This window comes from Planomonospora sp. ID67723 (assembly GCF_015711605.1).
GTDB lineage: Bacteria > Actinomycetota > Actinomycetes > Streptosporangiales > Streptosporangiaceae > Planomonospora_A.
Genome location: NZ_JABTEZ010000001.1, coordinates 1,682,595 through 1,701,219 on the forward strand (window position 1 = coordinate 1,682,595; position 18,625 = coordinate 1,701,219).

14 protein-coding genes are annotated in these 18,625 nt (G+C 67.2%); all 14 read left to right on the forward strand.

Annotation, left to right across the window (positions count from 1 at the left end):
* Positions 1–32: 32 nt before the first annotated feature.
* The 14 genes from nusG to fusA all read left to right on the forward strand — a co-directional run bounded on the left by nusG (position 33) and on the right by fusA (position 18,601).
* Positions 33–878, forward strand: coding sequence for a transcription termination/antitermination protein NusG (gene nusG / locus HS041_RS08050; protein WP_196439852.1), 846 nt, complete (start codon positions 33–35; stop codon positions 876–878).
* Positions 879–992: 114 nt separating this feature from the next.
* Positions 993–1,424, forward strand: a complete 432-nt coding sequence (rplK, locus tag HS041_RS08055) for a 50S ribosomal protein L11 (protein WP_196439853.1) — start codon at positions 993–995, stop codon at positions 1,422–1,424.
* A 93-nt stretch (positions 1,425–1,517) separates the two neighbouring features.
* On the forward strand, positions 1,518–2,231 hold the full coding sequence (gene rplA, locus HS041_RS08060) for a 50S ribosomal protein L1 (protein WP_196439854.1): 714 nt from the start codon (positions 1,518–1,520) through the stop codon (positions 2,229–2,231).
* Between the two features lie 153 nt (positions 2,232–2,384).
* Positions 2,385–3,206: an SCO4651 family lipoprotein gene (locus HS041_RS08065; RefSeq protein ID WP_230878470.1), complete on the forward strand. Its 822-nt coding sequence runs from the start codon at positions 2,385–2,387 to the stop codon at positions 3,204–3,206.
* 552 nt (positions 3,207–3,758) lie between these two features.
* Positions 3,759–4,283 carry a 50S ribosomal protein L10 gene (gene rplJ, locus HS041_RS08070; protein WP_196439856.1) on the forward strand — a complete coding sequence of 175 codons (525 nt, stop codon included), beginning with the start codon at positions 3,759–3,761 and terminating at the stop codon, positions 4,281–4,283.
* Between the two features lie 83 nt (positions 4,284–4,366).
* Complete coding sequence (gene rplL, locus HS041_RS08075) at positions 4,367–4,759, forward strand: 50S ribosomal protein L7/L12 (RefSeq protein WP_196439857.1); 393 nt, start codon at positions 4,367–4,369, stop codon at positions 4,757–4,759.
* A gap of 330 nt (positions 4,760–5,089) precedes the next feature.
* Positions 5,090–6,091, forward strand: coding sequence for an ABC transporter ATP-binding protein (locus HS041_RS08080; protein ID WP_196439858.1), 1,002 nt, complete (start codon positions 5,090–5,092; stop codon positions 6,089–6,091).
* Between the two features lie 92 nt (positions 6,092–6,183).
* Complete coding sequence (locus tag HS041_RS08085) at positions 6,184–6,666, forward strand: Rv1363c family protein (RefSeq protein ID WP_307845204.1); 483 nt, start codon at positions 6,184–6,186, stop codon at positions 6,664–6,666.
* Positions 6,663–7,187 (forward strand): hypothetical protein, encoded by a 525-nt coding sequence (locus HS041_RS08090; protein ID WP_196439859.1) that lies wholly within the window; start codon positions 6,663–6,665, stop codon positions 7,185–7,187. Before HS041_RS08085 ends, HS041_RS08090 begins: the two co-directional genes overlap by 4 nt.
* A gap of 469 nt (positions 7,188–7,656) precedes the next feature.
* A complete protein-coding gene (rpoB, locus tag HS041_RS08095; protein ID WP_196439860.1) occupies positions 7,657–11,127 on the forward strand; it encodes a DNA-directed RNA polymerase subunit beta in 3,471 nt (1,156 codons plus the stop codon).
* 26 nt (positions 11,128–11,153) lie between these two features.
* Positions 11,154–15,038 carry a DNA-directed RNA polymerase subunit beta' gene (locus HS041_RS08100; protein WP_196439861.1) on the forward strand — a complete coding sequence of 1,295 codons (3,885 nt, stop codon included), beginning with the start codon at positions 11,154–11,156 and terminating at the stop codon, positions 15,036–15,038.
* A 588-nt stretch (positions 15,039–15,626) separates the two neighbouring features.
* Positions 15,627–15,998: a 30S ribosomal protein S12 gene (gene rpsL, locus HS041_RS08105; RefSeq protein WP_012887826.1), complete on the forward strand. Its 372-nt coding sequence runs from the start codon at positions 15,627–15,629 to the stop codon at positions 15,996–15,998.
* Positions 15,999–16,000: 2 nt separating this feature from the next.
* Positions 16,001–16,471 (forward strand): 30S ribosomal protein S7, encoded by a 471-nt coding sequence (gene rpsG / locus HS041_RS08110; RefSeq protein WP_196439862.1) that lies wholly within the window; start codon positions 16,001–16,003, stop codon positions 16,469–16,471.
* A gap of 36 nt (positions 16,472–16,507) precedes the next feature.
* Positions 16,508–18,601, forward strand: a complete 2,094-nt coding sequence (fusA, locus tag HS041_RS08115) for an elongation factor G (protein WP_196439863.1) — start codon at positions 16,508–16,510, stop codon at positions 18,599–18,601.
* Positions 18,602–18,625: the final 24 nt, after the last annotated feature.

The following is an 18,625-nucleotide window of genomic DNA, read 5'->3' on the forward strand; positions in this document are numbered from 1 at the left end:
TCAGCCCATCGACGAAAAGAGAAAGAGCCACCGTGTCCGAGTCTTCACAGCCGGCCGGCGAGTCCCGCGACGAGTGGGAGGGCGAGCCGGAAGAGGCCATCGACGCCGCGGGGGATTCGCTCGACGAGTCCGATGAGAAGGACACCGAGGCCGCGGAGGATTCGTTCGACGAGACGGACTCCGAGGCCGCGGAGGATTCGTTCGACGAGTCCGGTGAGGCGGACGCCGAGGACGAGACCGAGGAGGCCCCGGTCGGCGCCGTCGACGAGGACGGCGACGTCCTTCCCGACGTCGACCCGGTCGAGGAGTTCAAGCGCCAGCTGCGCGGTCAGTACGGCGAGTGGTACGTCATCCACTCCTACGCCGGTTACGAGAACCGCGTGAAGGCCAACATCGAGACCCGCACGCAGTCCCTCAACATGGAGGACTACATCTTCCAGGTCGAGGTGCCCACGCACCACGTGACCGAGGTGAAGAGCGGCAAGCGGCAGCTCGTCAAGGAGCGGGTGCTGCCCGGCTACGTGCTGGTCCGCATGGAGCTGACCGACGAGTCCTGGTCCGCGGTGCGCAACACCCCCGGCGTGACCGGTTTCGTCGGCCTGTCGAACAAGCCGAGCCCGCTGAGCATCGACGAGGTCGCCAAGCTGCTGGCCCCGGAGCCCAGCGAGGAGACCAAGAAGACGACCGCCAAGGCCTCGGCCGCGACCGTCGACTTCGAGGTCGGCGAGTCCGTCACGGTCATGGACGGCCCCTTCGCCACGCTGCCCGCGACGGTCAGCGAGATCAGCGCCGAGTCGCAGAAGCTCAAGGTGCTGGTGTCGATCTTCGGTCGTGAGACGCCGGTCGAGCTGTCGTTCAACCAGGTCTCGAAGATCTGACGCCGTCGCCTAAACTAAGACGTTCGGTGGCCGTGCTTCGCGAAGCGCGGCCTTCCGACATGCTCCCCGTGTCTGCGTGGGAGCCGCATCAACCGATAGGACCCGGAGAGAATCATGCCTCCTAAGAAGAAGGTTGCGGCACTGGTCAAGGTTCAGCTCCCCGCTGGCCAGGCCACGCCCGCCCCGCCGGTCGGTACCGCCCTCGGTCCGCACGGCGTCAACATCATGGACTTCGTCAAGCAGTACAACGCTGCCACCGAGGCCCAGCGCGGCAACATCATCCCCGTCGAGATCACCATCTTCGAGGACCGCAGCTTCACCTTCATCACGAAGACGCCCCCGGCGCCTGAGCTGATCAAGAAGGCCGCCGGTGTGGCGAAGGGCTCGCCCGTCCCGCAGAAGGACAAGGTCGGCAAGCTCACCAAGGAGCAGCTGCGCCAGATCGCCGAGACCAAGATGCAGGACCTCAACGCCAACGACATCGAGGCGGCCGAGAAGATCATCGCCGGCACCGCCCGGTCGATGGGCATCACGATCGCCGACTAGCCGTTCCCGGCGTCCGGCACGACAACTCGAAAAGTAAGTGGAGGGGCCAGCGCCGGCCCGTACCACGGACACTCGATCCACAGGAGTGAGCAAGTGAAGCGCAGCAAGGGCCACCGCAACGCAGCGGCCAAGATCGACCGCGAGAGCCTCTACAGCCCGGTCCAGGCCGCCAAGCTGGCCAAGGAGACCAACGTCGCCAAGTTCGACGCGACCGTCGAGGTCGCCCTGCGGCTGGGCGTCGACCCCCGCAAGGCGGACCAGATGGTCCGCGGCACCGTCAACCTCCCGCACGGCACCGGTAAGACCGCCCGGGTCCTGGTCTTCGCGACCGGTGACCGTGCCGAGGAGGCCCGCGCCGCGGGTGCCGACATCGTCGGAGCGGACGAGCTGATCGACGAGGTCGCCAAGGGCCGCCTCGACTTCGACGCCGTCGTCGCCACCCCGGACCTCATGGGCAAGGTCGGCCGTCTGGGCCGCGTGCTCGGCCCGCGTGGTCTGATGCCGAACCCGAAGACCGGCACCGTGACCCCGGCGGTCGGCAAGGCCGTCACCGACATCAAGGGCGGCAAGATCGAGTTCCGTGTCGACCGGCACGCGAACCTGCACTTCATCATCGGCAAGGTCTCGTTCGACGACCGTCAGCTCGTCGAGAACTACGCGGCCGCCCTGGACGAGGTGCTGCGTCTCAAGCCGTCGGCGGCCAAGGGCCGTTACCTGAAGAAGATCACCTTCTCCACCTCGATGGGCCCCGGCATCCCGGTCGACCCGAACGTGACGCGGGCGATGACCGCGGAGCTCGACGCCTGATCTCTCAGACGTCCGCTGCAGGAAGGCCTCGACCGAATGGCCATTCGGTCGAGGCCTTTCTCGTTCCTGCGGACGACGCGGTCCGTTTCCCCGACGCATAGTCTCGAAGAGAAGGCCGACCGGGGATATGAAGGGGTGAGACGGATGCGCCGAATGGCTCCCGCACTCGTACTGGGGGCGGCCGCGCTGGTCGCGGTCACGGGATGCGGCGCGCAGAGCGCCGCGCCTCTGGGGAACGTGAAGCTGGTGGCGGCCGAGGCGGTCCAGGAGAGCGCCCAGAAGGCCGAGGAGGTCACCACCTACTCCGCGGACGTGGTGCTCGACGTCACGGGCGGCGCGCAGGACTCGGGGAAGGTCCAGGGCAGCCTGGTCTACCAGGGCAAGCCGGAGCTGGCGACCGACATCACGCTGGACGTGATCTCCTTCGGCGGGCGGAACGTCCCCGGTGGCGCGCGGGCGATTCTGGTCGGCGAGACGGCCTACGTGAAGTCCGAGCTGCTCACCCAGCTGGCCGGAGTGAGCAAGCCGTGGATCAAGGTATCGGTCGGCGACCTGGACACCGGCGGACAGGGTGAGGTCAGGGAGCTGATGGCCCAGGCCCAGCAGTTCGACCTGGCCGGGACGGTGAAGCTGCTGACCGCGTCGAAGGACGTCAAGGCGGTCGGCACCGAGACGGTCGGTGGCGTGGACACCACCCACTACAGCGGCACCTTCCCGGTGGCCGAGGCCGCCCAGGTGCTCGACCCCACCCAGCGGGAGCGGCTCCAGGAGCAGTTCGCGCACGCCAAGAACGTGAAGTTCGACCTGTGGGCCGACGGGCAGAGCCTGCCCCGCAAGGTCACGATGAGCGGTTCCGAGCAGGGGACCGCGTTCACGATGGCCGTGCACTTCAAGGGCTTCAACGAGCCCGTGACGATCGCGGCTCCCCCCGCCGACCAGGTGGGCGACCTGCCGGAGAACCCCGGCGGCAACTGAGTTCCCGGCTGCGGCCCGCACCCCGACTGTCCGGCGGGGTGCGGGCCGCAGCCTGTTCCGGGGCGCTGCACCACTCCGGGAACGCCCGCGGCCCGCGAGGGGCGCCGGTGCGCTGGACTGAGGAGCGAAGGAGCGCAGCGGATGAGTGACGAGGGAAGGCACCGGTTACCAGCCCCGGAGCCGCGACGCGCAGCGTCGCCGTAGACCTGCGAGGGGGCGCCGGTGCGCTGGACTGAGGAGCGAAGGAGCGCAGCGGATGAGTGACGAGGGAAGGCACCGGTTACCAGCCCCGGAGCCGCGACGCGCAGCGTCGCCGTAGACACAGTGATTTGGCATGTCCGGCGGCAGCCCGTATGCTGTCAACGCCGAAGACCGCCGGTCGTCGTCCTGCCTCATGGTTGGACGACCCAAGGATCCACGTAGTGGACGGCCCGCGTAGGTGTGATGTGAGTTTTCATCTGGACTGCGGTCCTCATGTGAGCCCCGTGCGCCTGCGCCGGGGCTTGTTCTCGTTTATGGGCCTTTGCCGGCGGCACATCTGGAAGGAGGCCCATGGCGAAGGCGGAAAAGGCAACGGCTGTAGCCGAGCTGAAGAGCAGCTTCGAAGGCTCCAACGCTGCCGTTCTGACCGAGTACCGCGGTCTCACCGTCGCTCAGCTCAAGCAGCTGCGCGTTTCTCTCGGTGAGAATGCGAAGTTCGCCGTGGTGAAGAACACGCTGACCAAGATCGCGGCCAACGAGGCCGGGATCAACCAGCTCGACGACCTGCTCGCGGGTCCGTCGGCGATCGCGTTCGTCAACGGCGACGTGGTCGAGGCTGCCAAGAGTCTGCGTGACTTCGCCAAGGCCAATCCCCTCCTGGTCATCAAGGGCGGTGTCGTCGACGGTAAGGCGATGACCTCGGCCGAGATCAGCAAGCTTGCCGACCTCGAGTCGCGCGAGGTCCTCCTCGCGAAGCTGGCCGGCGCTCTGAAGGCGAAGCAGGGCCACGCGGCCGCCGTCTTCAACGCGCTGCCCACCAACATGGCTCAGCTCGCCGAGGCTCTGCGTGCCAAGCGCGCGGAGGCTGGCGAGTAGGTCCGCGCAAGCGGTCGCAGGGGATTAGCGCATACGTACCGCGGTCCCAATTCTTAGTTAGTTAGATCCATACGGAGGAAATCATGGCGAAGCTCAGCACCGACGAGCTGCTCGACGCTTTCAAGGAGATGACCCTCCTCGAGCTGTCCGACTTCGTGAAGCTCTTCGAGGAGACCTTCGACGTCAAGGCTGCCGCTCCGGTCGCCGTTGCCGCCGCCCCCGCCGCCGGTGGCGCCGCCGCCGCTGAGGAGGCCGAGGAGCAGGACGAGTTCGACGTCGTGCTCGAGGCCGCCGGCGACAAGAAGATCCAGGTCATCAAGGAGATCCGCGCCCTGACGAGCCTGGGCCTCAAGGAGGCCAAGGACCTGGTCGACGGTGCTCCGAAGCCGGTCTTCGACGGCAAGGTCAACAAGGAGCAGGCGGAGAAGGCCAAGGCCGCCCTCGAGGCCGCCGGCGCCACCGTCAGCGTCAAGTAGTTCGTTTCACCGGAAAGAGCGGGTCCACCAGGTGCCGGTGGCCCGCTCTTTTCGTGTTCCCGGGCCCGTGCGAGGCCGGGGCCGGTCCCGTACGGGGTGTTCTCCGCGGCGCCGCGCCGAACGGGCGGACCGCCTCCGGCTCTCCGCGAAGCCGTGCCCTCGCCGTGAAGCCGTACCGGAGGGGCTGTGCCCTCCTCGCTCCCGTCACCATTGTTGTTGGACGCTAAGTCTTATAACCGTGTCGTAACGATCGCCGGATCGTATTGGAACCCCTTCCAATCCGGACGATCGTCGCTACCGTGGGGGCACCGGTCTTCTGGAGGGCGGCACGTGGGCGTCGAAGTCGTGGTCGAGGGGCTGACCAAGTCGTTTGGCAAGCAGGTCATCTGGGAGGACGTCACTCTGACGCTGCCCGCCGGTGAGATCTCGGTCCTGCTCGGCCCGTCGGGCACCGGCAAGTCGGTCTTCCTCAAGTCCTTGGTGGGCCTGCTGCGGCCCGAGCGCGGCCACATCTGGATCGACGGCCACGACCTGGCCAACTGCAGCGAGGACAAGCTCTACGAGCTGCGCAGACTGTTCGGGGTGCTGTTCCAGGACGGGGCCCTGTTCGGCTCGCTCAACCTCTTCGACAACGTGGCCTTCCCGCTGCGCGAGCACACCAGGAAGAGCGAGACCGAGATCCGCCGGATCGTGATGGAGAAGATGGACCTCGTCGGCCTGGTCGGGGCGGAGGGCAAGCTGCCCGGGGAGATCTCCGGGGGCATGCGCAAGCGGGCGGGCCTGGCCAGGGCGCTGGTGCTCGATCCCGAGATCATCCTGTTCGACGAGCCGGACTCCGGGCTGGACCCGGTCCGCACGGCCTACCTGAACCAGCTGATCGTGGATCTCAACGCGGAGATCGAGGCGACGTTCCTGATCGTCACGCACGACATCAACACGGCCCGGACGGTCCCCGACAGCATCGGCCTGCTGTTCCGGCGCGAGCTGGTCATGTTCGGGCCGCGCGAGATGCTGCTCTCCAGCGACGAGCCGGTGGTGCGGCAGTTCCTCAACGCCCGCAGGCACGGCCCGATCGGGATGTCGGAGGAGAAGGACATCTCCGAGCTGGAGGCCGAGGCGCAGCTGGGGCACGACCCGGGAGGGCTGCCGCCGATCCCGCCCCAGCTCATGCCGAGCTCGAACCGGCTCCGCCGTACCCAGCGACCGCCGGGCGAGTGGCTGGCCGCCAACGGGGTCATCCCGCCGCCGAACTCCTTCGTGGACGAGCGGGGCCGGAACTGGCTGGAGGAGTATCCCCGCCTCGTCGCGGCACATCTCGACGGGGTGCGATGAGTTCGATGTTCCCTCGGTGCTGATCGCTCCGCGTTCGCTATGGTTGATGGCGATCGACCGTGACGGTGACAGCCGAGCTGGAAGATCGAACCGTGCTGAGGAGACTCCTGCCCTGGCTGCTGGGCCTGCTGATCGCCGCTCTCGCGGCGACCGCCTTCTGGGTGGGCGGGCAACTGCGCGATGCCCAGGCGGCGGCCGACGACCGTGAGGCGGCGCTGCGGGCGGCGGGGGCCCACGCGGTCAACCTGCTCTCGGTCGGCCACCGGACCGTCGACGCAGATCTCCGGCGCATCCTGGACACCTCCACGGGGCAGGCGAGGGCCGAGTACGCCCGGAACGCCGCGGTGCTGAAGGAGACCACCACCACGGGCAGGATCCTGCAGACCGGAGCCCTGCGCGCGGTGGGGCTGGTCTCGCTGGAGGGCGCCAAGGCCAGGGTGCTGGTGGTCGGGGACGCGGTGGTCAGGTGGGACGGCAGCGAGAACGCTCCACAGGAACGGTTCTACCGGTGGAGCATGGAGGTCACCAAGGTCGGGCAAGCCTGGCTGGTGTCGAAGGCGGAACTGGTCCCGTGAGGCGGTTCTCCCCGCTGGTCGTCGGGGTCCCGGTCGTGGTGGCGCTGGTGCTCGCCGGGGCGGTCGCCGTCATGTTCGCGGATCTGAGCCGGTTGCGCGCCCGCGAGGCCTCGGGACAGGAGGCGCTGGCGGTCGCCAGGGCGATCGCGCCGGACATGCTGTCCTACGACCACCGCACGATCGAGCAGGACTTCGCGAGGGCCGGGGGATACACCACAGGGGCGCTCACCGGGCACTACAGGCGGCTGCTGACCACCCTGGGGCCGCCGGCCAGGCACCAGCGCGCGGTGCAGTCGGCGACGGTCACGGGAGCGGCGGTGGAGTCGGCCCGGCCGGACCGGGTAGAAGTCCTGCTGTTCGTGAACATGAGCACGGTGAAGACCGTCCCCGGGGAGAAGGAGCCCAGGCGGCAGGTGAGCCAGAACCGGGCCCGGTTCGTGATGGCCCGGGTGGGGGCCCGCTGGCTGGTCGCCGAGCTGTCCACGCTTCTCGGGGACGCGCCTCCGCTCGGAGGCCGGTGACCCGCTTCCGCGCAGGTGGCGGGGGGTATGGCGGGTCGCGTTATCTAATTGTTAGCAAAGTCTGTGTTTGAAGAAGGTTTGGCTGCGGGTAGATCGACCATGGCAGCGTCGATCGTCGGCCGGTTGCCGGCCAGCGGTCGAGTTGACGGGTGGCTGGTGTCAGCCGTTTCAGGTCGGGGTAGGGTCCTGGAACCGGTGGTGCGCGCAGGTCAACCGGCGGGAAAACTCGCAGCTTCAGGGCTGTTTCTCGGCGGAAATGTCGGCTTCCGGGCTTGACGTTTCGCCGCCGACGGGCGATGCTGCGACCAACGTGGAGCATGCAGCGAGACTGAGGTGGACAGGCGTGTGCCGTTCGGCTACACTGCCCCTTTGCGCTGCCCTTTGACGACCCGCTTCTTTTGGTGCTCTGATGCATGGTCGTCTGGCGTGCGTGTAGTCAGTCCGCCGCGAGCCCTCGGAAGGACATCTGTTGGCAGCCTCGCGCAACGCCTCCGCCGTACCCGCTGGTCCCCGTCGTGTGTCTTTTGCACGAATTCAGGAGCCGCTCGAAGTTCCTGATCTTCTCGCCCTGCAGACCGAGTCCTTCGACTGGCTGCTCGGAAACGAGAAGTGGAAGGGGCGGGTCGAGGCGGCTCGCCAGGCCGGGCGCAAGGACGTTCCGGCCCAGTCGGGTCTCGAAGAGATCTTCGAAGAGATCAGTCCCATCGAGGACTTCTCCGGAACCATGTCCCTGTCGTTCCGGGACCACCGGTTCGAGCCGCCAAAGTACTCAGTCGATGAGTGCAAAGACAAGGACATGACCTACTCCGCCCCGATGTTCGTCACGGCGGAGTTCATCAATAACACCACTGGTGAGATCAAGAGCCAGACCGTGTTCATGGGCGACTTCCCGCTCATGACCGGCAAGGGTACCTTCATCATCAACGGCACCGAGCGTGTCGTGGTCTCCCAGCTGGTCCGGTCCCCGGGCGTCTACTTCGATCGCAGTATCGACAAGACCTCCGACAAGGACCTCTACGGCTGCAAGGTGATCCCCTCCCGGGGCGCCTGGCTCGAGTTCGAGATCGACAAGCGCGACAGTGTGGGCGTGCGCATCGACCGCAAGCGCAAGCAGGCCGTCACGGTCCTGCTCAAGGCGCTCGGCTGGACGAACGAGCAGATCCTCGAGCGCTTCGGTCAGTACGAATCGATGCGCGCGACCCTGGAGAAGGACCACACGGCCGGCCAGGACGACGCCCTGCTCGACATCTACCGCAAGCTGCGTCCGGGCGAGCCCCCGACCAGGGAGTCGGCGCAGACCCTGCTCGAGAACCTGTACTTCAACCCCAAGCGTTACGACCTCGCCAAGGTCGGTCGCTACAAGATCAACAAGAAGCTCGGCGTCGACGCCGAGATCACGCAGGGCACGCTGACCGAAGAGGACGTCGTCGCCACCATCGAGTACATCGTCAGGCTGCACGCGGGCGAGGTCTCGATGCCGGGCGCCGAGGGCCGTGAGGTCGTCGTCGAGACCGACGACATCGACCACTTCGGCAACCGCCGCCTGCGCACGGTCGGCGAGCTCATCCAGAACCAGGTCCGCCTGGGCCTGGCCCGTATGGAGCGCGTCGTCCGCGAGCGGATGACGACCCAGGACGTCGAGGCGATCACGCCGCAGACCCTGATCAACATCCGCCCGGTCGTGGCGTCGATCAAGGAGTTCTTCGGCACCTCCCAGCTCTCGCAGTTCATGGACCAGACCAACCCCCTGGCCGGCCTGACGCACAAGCGTCGTCTGTCCGCGCTGGGTCCCGGCGGTCTGTCCCGTGAGCGGGCCGGCTTCGAGGTCCGCGACGTGCACCCCTCGCACTACGGCCGCATGTGCCCGATCGAGACGCCGGAAGGCCCGAACATCGGTCTGATCGGCTCGCTGGCCTCCTTCGGCCGGGTCAACTCCTTCGGTTTCGTGGAGACCCCCTACCGGAAGGTCGTCGACGGCCGGGTCACCGACCAGGTCGACTACCTCACCGCCGACGAGGAGGACCGGTACGTCATCGCGCAGGCGAACACGCCGATCAGCGCGGACGGCACCTTCCTGGAGGACCGCGTGCTCGTCCGCCGTAAGGGCGGCGAGTTCGAGTCCCTGCGGGCCAACGAGGTCGACTACATGGACGTCTCGGCGCGCCAGATGGTCTCCGTCGCGACCGCGATGATCCCGTTCCTGGAGCACGACGACGCCAACCGCGCGCTCATGGGCTCCAACATGCAGCGCCAGTCCGTGCCGCTGCTCAAGAGCGAGGCGCCGCTGGTCGGCACCGGCATGGAATACCGTGCCGCCACCGACGCCGGCGACGTCATCACCGCGGACAAGGCCGGCGTGGTGGAGGAGGTCTCCGCCGACTACGTCACCGTCATGAACGACGACGGCACCCGTACCACTTACCGTGTCGCGAAGTTCAAGCGTTCCAACCAGGGCACCTGCTTCAACCAGAAGCCGATCGTGGCCGAGGGCGACCGGATCGAGGTCAACCAGGTCATCGCCGACGGTCCCTGCACCGACAACGGTGAGATGGCGCTCGGCAAGAACCTCCTGGTGGCGTTCATGCCGTGGGAGGGCCACAACTACGAAGACGCGATCATCCTGTCCCAGCGGCTGGTCCAGGACGACGTCCTGTCCTCGATCCACATCGAGGAGCACGAGGTCGACGCCCGCGACACCAAGCTGGGCCCCGAGGAGATCACCCGGGACATCCCGAACGTCTCCGAGGAGGTCCTCGCCGACCTCGACGAGCGCGGCATCATCCGGATCGGCGCCGAGGTCGTCCCCGGCGACATCCTGGTCGGCAAGGTCACCCCGAAGGGCGAGACCGAGCTGACCCCGGAGGAGCGCCTGCTCCGCGCGATCTTCGGTGAGAAGGCCCGCGAGGTCCGTGACACCTCCCTGAAGGTGCCCCACGGCGAGCAGGGCAAGGTGATCGGCGTCCGCGTGTTCAGCCGCGAGGAGGGCGACGAGCTTCCGCCCGGTGTCAACGAGCTGGTCCGCGTCTACGTGGCCCAGAAGCGTAAGATCACCGACGGTGACAAGCTCGCCGGCCGTCACGGCAACAAGGGCGTCATCTCCAAGATCCTGCCGGTCGAGGACATGCCGTTCCTCGAGGACGGGACTCCGGTCGACATCATCCTCAACCCGCTCGGTGTGCCCGGCCGAATGAACGTCGGCCAGGTCCTGGAGACCCATCTCGGCTGGATCGCCGCACGAGGCTGGGACATCTCCGGCATCGAGGAGGCGTGGGCCGAGCGCCTGCGGGACAAGGGCTTCGGCGAGGTCGAGCCGCGTACCAACGTCGCCACCCCGGTGTTCGACGGTGCCCACGAGGCGGAGATCATCGGCCTCCTGGACAACACCCTGGTCAACCGGGACGGCGGGCGGATGGTCGGTCCGAACGGCAAGGCCCAGCTGTTCGACGGCCGCTCCGGCGAGCCGTTCCCGCACCCGATCTCGGTCGGCTACATCTACATCCTGAAGCTGCTCCACCTGGTCGACGACAAGATCCACGCTCGCTCGACCGGCCCCTACTCCATGATCACGCAGCAGCCGCTGGGCGGTAAGGCCCAGTTCGGCGGCCAGCGGTTCGGCGAGATGGAGGTGTGGGCGCTGGAGGCGTACGGCGCCGCCTACGCCCTCCAGGAGCTGCTGACGATCAAGTCCGACGACGTCCTCGGCCGCGTGAAGGTCTACGAGGCCATCGTCAAGGGCGAGAACATCCCCGAACCGGGCATTCCCGAGTCGTTCAAGGTCCTCATCAAGGAAATGCAGTCGCTGTGCCTGAACGTCGAGGTGCTCTCCAGCGACGGCATGTCCATCGAGATGCGCGACACCGACGAGGATGTCTTCCGCGCTGCGGAAGAGCTCGGCATCGACCTGTCCCGGCGCGAGCCGAGCAGTGTCGAAGAGGTCTGATCTAGAAGCTGAGGAGGGGAAAACACATGTTGGACGTCAACTTCTTCGACGAGCTTCGGATCGGCCTCGCGACCGCTGACGATATCCGCCAGTGGTCGCACGGCGAGGTCAAGAAGCCCGAGACCATCAACTACCGCACCCTCAAGCCCGAGAAGGACGGACTCTTCTGCGAGAAGATCTTCGGTCCGACCCGGGACTGGGAGTGCTACTGCGGCAAGTACAAGCGCGTCCGCTTCAAGGGCATCATCTGTGAGCGCTGCGGCGTCGAGGTGACCCGCGCCAAGGTGCGGCGTGAGCGGATGGGCCACATCGAGCTGGCCGCGCCCGTCACCCACATCTGGTACTTCAAGGGTGTCCCGTCCCGTCTGGGATACCTGCTCGACCTGGCCCCGAAGGACCTGGAGAAGGTCATCTACTTCGCGGCCTACATGATCACGCATGTCGACAAGGACCTGCGTGAGCGTGACCTGCCGTCGCTCGAGGCGAAGATCTCCGTCGAGCGCCAGCACATCGAGCAGCGTCGTGACGCGGACGTCGAGGCCCGGCAGAAGAAGCTGGAGACGGACCTGGCGGAGCTCGAGGCCGCCGGTGCCAAGGGCGACCAGCGCCGCAAGGTCCGCGAGGGCGCCGAGCGCGAGATGCGTCAGCTCCGCGACCGGGCCCAGCGCGAGCTGGACCGGCTGGACGAGGTCTGGAGCCGCTTCAAGAACCTCAAGGTCCAGGACCTCGAGGGCGACGAGCTGCTCTACCGCGAGATGCGCGACCGCTTCGGCCGCTACTTCCGCGGCGGCATGGGCGCCCAGGCGATCCAGGAGCGGCTGACCAACTTCGACCTCGACCTCGAGGCCGAGAACCTCCGCGAGACGATCCGCAGCGGCAAGGGCCAGAAGAAGGCCCGCGCGCTCAAGCGTCTCAAGGTCGTCTCCGCGTTCCTGAACACCCGCAACTCGCCCAACGGCATGGTCCTCGACTGCATCCCGGTCATCCCGCCGGACCTGCGCCCGATGGTGCAGCTCGACGGTGGCCGGTTCGCGACCTCGGACCTGAACGACCTGTACCGCCGGGTGATCAACCGCAACAACCGGCTCAAGCGTCTGCTCGACCTCGGCGCCCCCGAGATCATCGTGAACAACGAGAAGCGGATGCTCCAGGAGGCCGTGGACGCGCTGTTCGACAACGGCCGTCGCGGCCGCCCGGTCACCGGCCCCGGCAACCGCCCGCTGAAGTCCCTCAGCGACATGCTCAAGGGCAAGCAGGGTCGTTTCCGTCAGAACCTGCTGGGCAAGCGCGTCGACTACTCCGGCCGTTCGGTCATCGTCGTCGGCCCGCAGCTCAAGCTGCACCAGTGCGGCCTGCCCAAGCAGATGGCGCTGGAGCTGTTCAAGCCGTTCGTGATGAAGCGCCTGGTCGACCTGAACCACGCGCAGAACATCAAGTCGGCCAAGCGCATGGTGGAGCGTGCCCGCCCGGTCGTGTGGGACGTCCTCGAAGAGGTCATCACCGAGCACCCGGTGCTGCTCAACCGCGCGCCCACCCTGCACCGCCTGGGCATCCAGGCCTTCGAGCCGCAGCTGGTCGAGGGCAAGGCCATTCAGATCCACCCGCTCGTCTGCACCGCGTTCAACGCGGACTTCGACGGTGACCAGATGGCCGTGCACCTGCCGCTGTCGGCCGAGGCGCAGGCCGAGGCCCGCATCCTGATGCTGTCGACCAACAACATCCTGAAGCCGGCCGACGGCAAGCCGGTGACCATGCCCACCCAGGACATGATCATCGGTCTCTACTCCCTCACCACGATCAAGGACGACGGCGAGGGCGCCGGGGCGGGCCGGATCTTCGGTTCGGTGGCCGAGGCGCTCATGGCCTTCGACCGGCGCGAGCTGGACATCCAGGCCAAGATCCAGCTCAGGATGAAGGGAGACGTCCCGCCGCCCCGCGACTGGACGGCGCCCGAGGGCTGGGAGCCGGGCGACTCCTACCGCCTGGAGACCACGCTGGGCCGGTGCCTGTTCAACCAGACGCTGCCGGCGAACTACCCGTACGTGAACTCGCAGGTCGGCAAGAAGCAGCTCTCGGTCATCGTGAACGAGCTGGCGGAGAAGTACCCCAAGGTCGAGGTCGCGACCGCGCTGGACGCGCTCAAGGACGCCGGCTTCTACTGGGCCACCCGCGCCGGTGTCACGATCTCGATCGAGGACGTCGTCGCGCCGCCGAACAAGGCCGAGATCATGGAGTCGTACGAACGCCGGGCCGACAAGGTCCAGCGGGAGTACGAGCGGGGTCTCATCACGGACGAGGAGCGCCGCCAGGAGCTCATCGAGATCTGGACGCACGCGACCAGTGACGTGACCGAGGACATGCAGAAGGCGTTCCCGAAGACCAACCCGGTCTGGATGATGGTCCAGTCGGGCGCCCGAGGAAACCTGATGCAGGTGCGCCAGATCTCCGGTATCCGCGGTCTGGTGTCCAACACCAAGGGTGAGACGATCCCGCGCCCGATCAAGGCCTCGTTCCGCGAGGGCCTGTCGGTGCTGGAGTACTTCATCTCCACCCACGGTCAGCGGAAGGGTCTGGCGGACACCGCGCTGCGGACCGCCGACTCGGGTTACCTGACCCGTCGTCTGGTGGACGTCGCGCAGGACGTCATCGTCCGCGAGATCGACTGCGGCACCGACCGCGCGGTCCCGCTGCACGTCGGCGAGCGCGACTCGGCGGGCAACCTGGTCAAGGCGGAGAACGCCGAGAGCAACGTGCACGGCCGCATCCTGGCCGAGGACGTCGAGGTGGACGGCAAGATCATCGCGAGCGCGGGCGTCGACATCAACGACACCCACGTGACCGCGCTGGTCGAGGCCGGCGTGGAGACCGTCAGGACCCGCAGCGCTCTCGTCTGCGAGGCCAAGATCGGTGTCTGCGCCACCTGCTACGGCCGTTCGCTGGCGACCGGAAAGCTCGTGGACGTCGGCGAGGCGGTCGGCATCATCGCCGCCCAGTCGATCGGTGAGCCGGGCACCCAGCTCACGATGCGTACCTTCCACACCGGTGGTGTGGCGGGTGCGGACATCACCCACGGTCTGCCCCGTGTCCAGGAGCTCTTCGAGGCGCGCATCCCCAAGGGCGTCGCCCCGATCAGCGAGGCCGAGGGCCGGGTCCGCATCGACGAGACCGACAAGACCCGCAAGATCGTGATCACGCCGGACGACGGCTCCGACGAGATCGCGTACCCGGTGTCGATGCGGTCGCGCCTGCTGGTCTCCGACGGGCAGCGCGTCTCGGTGGGCCAGCAGCTGATCGCCGGTGCGGTCAACCCCAACGAGGTGCTGCGCATCCTCGGCCCCCGGGCCGTGCAGCTGCACCTGGTGGCCGAGGTGCAGCAGGTCTACCGCTCGCAGGGTGTGTCGATCCACGACAAGCACATCGAGATCATCGTGCGCCAGATGCTCAAGCGCGTGAACGTCCTCGAGTCGGGTGACACCGACATGCTCCCCGGCGAGCTGGTCGAGCGGCCGCGCTTCGAGCGGATGAACCGCGAGTGCGTGGCGGAGCAGGGCACGCCGGCCTCCGGCCGTCCGGTGCTCATGGGCATCACCAAGGCCTCGCTCGCGACCGAGTCGTGGCTGTCGGCGGCGTCCTTCCAGGAGACGACCAGGGTGCTCACCGACGCGGCGATCCACGCCAAGTCGGACTCGCTGCTCGGCCTCAAGGAGAACGTCATCATCGGAAAGCTCATCCCGGCCGGTACCGGCATGCCGCAGTACCGCAACATCCGGGTGGAGCCCACCGAGGAGGCCAAGGCCGCGATGTACACGGTCGGCGGCTACGACGGCTCCGCGGCCGACTACACCTTCGGCTCGGGCTCCGGTGAGGCCGTGCCGCTGGAGGAGTACGACTTCGGCCAGTACAACCGCTAGCCGGCGCTGTCGCAGGCGTCCCGGCCATTCACGGGGCGCCTCCGTCCTCCGTTCTCCGGGGGGCGGTTGACACCGCTTGACGGGTTCCCGACGGCACCCGGATCCTCGCGGGGATCCGGGTGCCGTTTCCGTTGCGCGCCTTGGCGGGGTCTTTACGGCGCAAGCCGTACGTTATGAGAGAACGGCCGGAGAAGCCGGCCGCACAAGGTAAAGTTGTTCCGGGCCCAGTAGCGGCCGGTCGCCGAACCGGTCGTAGGAGCCGTGACACGGATCGGACGCTCGTGGCAGCGCCCGGCGGACGCAACCGTTTTGACGAGTTGCGGTGCCTGGCGTAGTCTCTTCCTTCGTGCCCATGGCTTCGTGGGCTCTCATGCGTGCGCGTCGACAGGTTTCCCGTTGGGGAGTCGGCAGAGGCGCCGCGTGGCCTCCTCCGCAGGACCGGCCTCGCCCGGGAAGTGGCGCGACAAGAGCGCGACACGCCCGACCGCGTGGGTCGGAGCGGATGGAAAAACCGCAGGTCATGACACCGGCAGTACCTGCGAAATGCACTACCTATTCGAATCACCGGCAAGCACGAACGGAGACGCGGTGCCTACGATTCAGCAGCTGGTCCGCAAGGGCCGCCAGGACAAGGTCACCAAGACCAAGACCCCGGCGCTCAAGGCCAGCCCCCAGCGACGCGGCACCTGCATGCGCGTTTACACCACGACCCCCAAGAAGCCGAACTCCGCCCTCCGCAAGGTCGCGCGTGTCCGGCTCACCAACGGCATCGAGGTCACGGCCTACATCCCGGGTGTCGGCCACAACCTCCAGGAGCACAGCATCGTGCTCGTCCGCGGTGGTCGTGTGAAGGACCTGCCGGGTGTTCGCTACAAGATCATCCGTGGTTCGCTCGACACCCAGGGTGTCCGCAACCGCAAGCAGGCCCGTAGCCGTTACGGCGCGAAGAAGGAGAAGTAAGAATGCCTCGCAAGGGTTCTCCTGGCCGTCGTCAGCTCATGGCTGACCCGGTCCACAACTCGCCGCTGGTCACCGCGCTCATCAACAAGGTGCTCCTGGACGGCAAGCGCTCCATCGCGCAGTCGATCGTCTACGGCGCCCTTGAAGGCTGCAAGGAGAAGACCGGCAACGACCCGGTCGTCACCCTGAAGCGCGCGCTGGACAACGTCAAGCCCACCCTCGAGGTCCGCAGCCGCCGTGTCGGTGGCGCGACCTACCAGGTCCCGGTCGAGGTGCGCGCCTCGCGCAGCACCACCCTGGCCCTGCGCTGGCTGGTGCAGTACTCCCGCGCCCGCCGCGAGAAGACCATGACCGAGCGCCTCATGAACGAGCTGCTCGACGCCAGCAACGGCCTCGGCGCTTCCGTCAAGAAGCGCGAGGACACCCACAAGATGGCCGAGTCCAACAAGGCCTTCGCCCACTACCGCTGGTAACAGCGGGTCCGACGAGACGACGAGGACGCGAGAGAAGTGGCCACCACGCTTGACCTGGCCAAGGTCCGAAACATCGGCATCATGGCCCACATCGATGCGGGCAAGACCACGACGACCGAGCGCATCCTGTTCTACACCGGTATCACCTACAAGATCGGTGAGGTCCACGAGGGCGCAGCCACGATGGACTGGATGGAGCAGGAGCAGGAGCGTGGTATCACCATCACCTCCGCTGCCACCACCTGCGAGTGGCTCGATCACACGATCAACATCATCGACACCCCGGGTCACGTGGACTTCACCATCGAGGTGGAGCGCTCGCTGCGCGTCCTCGACGGCGCCGTCGCCGTGTTCGACGGCGTGGCGGGTGTCGAGCCCCAGTCCGAGACGGTCTGGCGCCAGGCCGACCGCTACGGTGTGCCGCGCATCTGCTTCGTCAACAAGATGGACCGGGTCGGCGCGGAGTTCCACCGCTGCGTCGACATGATGGTCAGCCGGCTGAACGCGACTCCCGCGGTCATCCAGCTTCCCTGGGGCGTCGAGGCCGGCTTCAAGGGCGTCATCGACCTGGTGAAGATGAAGGGCCTGCTCTGGAGCGCCGAGGCGGCCAAGGGCGAGATGTACGAGATCGTGGAGATCCCGGCGGACCACGCCGAGATCGCCCGCGAGTGGCGTGACAAGCTCGTCGAGACCGTCGCCGAGAACGACGACGAGCTGATGGAGCTCTTCCTGGAGGGTGTCGAGCCCACCGAGGAGCAGCTGGTCGCGGCCATCCGCCGCGCCACGCTGTCCAGCGCCATCAACCCGGTCCTGACCGGCACCGCGTTCAAGAACAAGGGTGTGCAGCCCCTGCTCGACGCGATCGTCGCCTACCTCCCCGCCCCGACCGACATCCCGGCCTTCAAGGGCCACGCGGTCGGCAAGGAGGAGGAGATCATCGAGCGTCACGCGGACGTGAAGGAGCCCTTCTCCGCCCTGGCGTTCAAGATCATGAGCGACCCGCACCTGGGCCGTCTGACCTACATCCGCATCTACTCGGGCACGCTCGAGACCGGCACCGCGGTTCTCAACGCGGTGAAGGGCAAGAAGGAGCGGATCGGCAAGATCTACCAGATGCACGCGAACAAGCGTGAGGAGCGCGCGTCCGCGCACGCCGGTCAGATCGTCGCCGTGATGGGTCTGAAGGACACCACCACCGGTGACACCCTGGCCGACATCGCGCACCCGGTCGTCCTGGAGTCGATGAACTTCCCGGCTCCGGTCATCAACGTGGCCATCGAGCCCAAGACCAAGAGCGACCAGGAGAAGCTGAGCACCGCGATCCAGCGCCTGGCCGAGGAGGACCCGTCCTTCCAGGTCCGCCGGGACGAGGAGACCGGGCAGACGGTCATCTGGGGCATGGGTGAGCTTCACCTGGAGATCCTGGTCGACCGGATGCGCCGCGAGTTCAAGGTCGAGGCCAACGTCGGCCGGCCGCAGGTGGCCTACCGGGAGACCATCCGCCGCAAGGTGGAGAAGGTCGACTACGTCCACAAGAAGCAGACCGGTGGTTCCGGCCAGTTCGCCAAGGTCATCATCGACATTGAGCCGCTGGGCGAGGGCAACGACGGGTACGAGTTCGAGAACAAGGTCTCCGGTGGCCGCATCCCGCGGGAGTACATCCCGTCGGTCGACGCGGGCGCCCAGGAGGCCGCCGAGTTCGGTGTTCTCGCCGGTTACCCCATGGTCGGGGTGAAGGTCACCCTGCAGGACGGTGCCTACCACGAGGTGGACTCGTCCGAAATGGCCTTCAAGATCGCTGGATCGATGGCCTTCAAGGAGGCCGCGCGCAAGGCGGACGCGGTAATCCTGGAGCCGGTGATGGCCGTCGAGGTCACCACTCCCGAGGACTACATGGGTGACGTCATCGGTGACCTCAACGGTCGCCGTGGGCAGATCCGGGCGATGGACGAGCGCGCAGGCGCCCGTGTCATCCAGGCCTCCGTCCCGCTCTCTGAGATGTTCGGCTACGTGGGTGACCTGCGTAGCAAGACGCAGGGACGCGCGAGCTTCAGCATGCAGTTCGACTCCTACGCGGAAGTGCCCCAGCACATCGCCAAGGAGATCGTCGCGAAGGTTCGGGGCGAGTAGTTTCCCGTCGCCGGCCCCGCAAGG

Bases quoted from the DNA above. Each gene is read 5' to 3' on its own strand.
- rplK (WP_196439853.1), top strand. From the start codon at position 993: ATGCCTCCTAAGAAGAAGGTTGCGGCACTGGTCAAGGTTCAGCTCCCC.
- rplJ (WP_196439856.1), top strand. From the start codon at position 3,759: ATGGCGAAGGCGGAAAAGGCAACGGCTGTAGCCGAGCTGAAGAGCAGC.
- rplL (WP_196439857.1), top strand. From the start codon at position 4,367: ATGGCGAAGCTCAGCACCGACGAGCTGCTCGACGCTTTCAAGGAGATG.
- HS041_RS08100 (WP_196439861.1), top strand. From the start codon at position 11,154: ATGTTGGACGTCAACTTCTTCGACGAGCTTCGGATCGGCCTCGCGACC.
- HS041_RS08065 (WP_230878470.1), top strand. From the start codon at position 2,385: ATGGCTCCCGCACTCGTACTGGGGGCGGCCGCGCTGGTCGCGGTCACG.
- rpsG (WP_196439862.1), top strand. From the start codon at position 16,001: ATGCCTCGCAAGGGTTCTCCTGGCCGTCGTCAGCTCATGGCTGACCCG.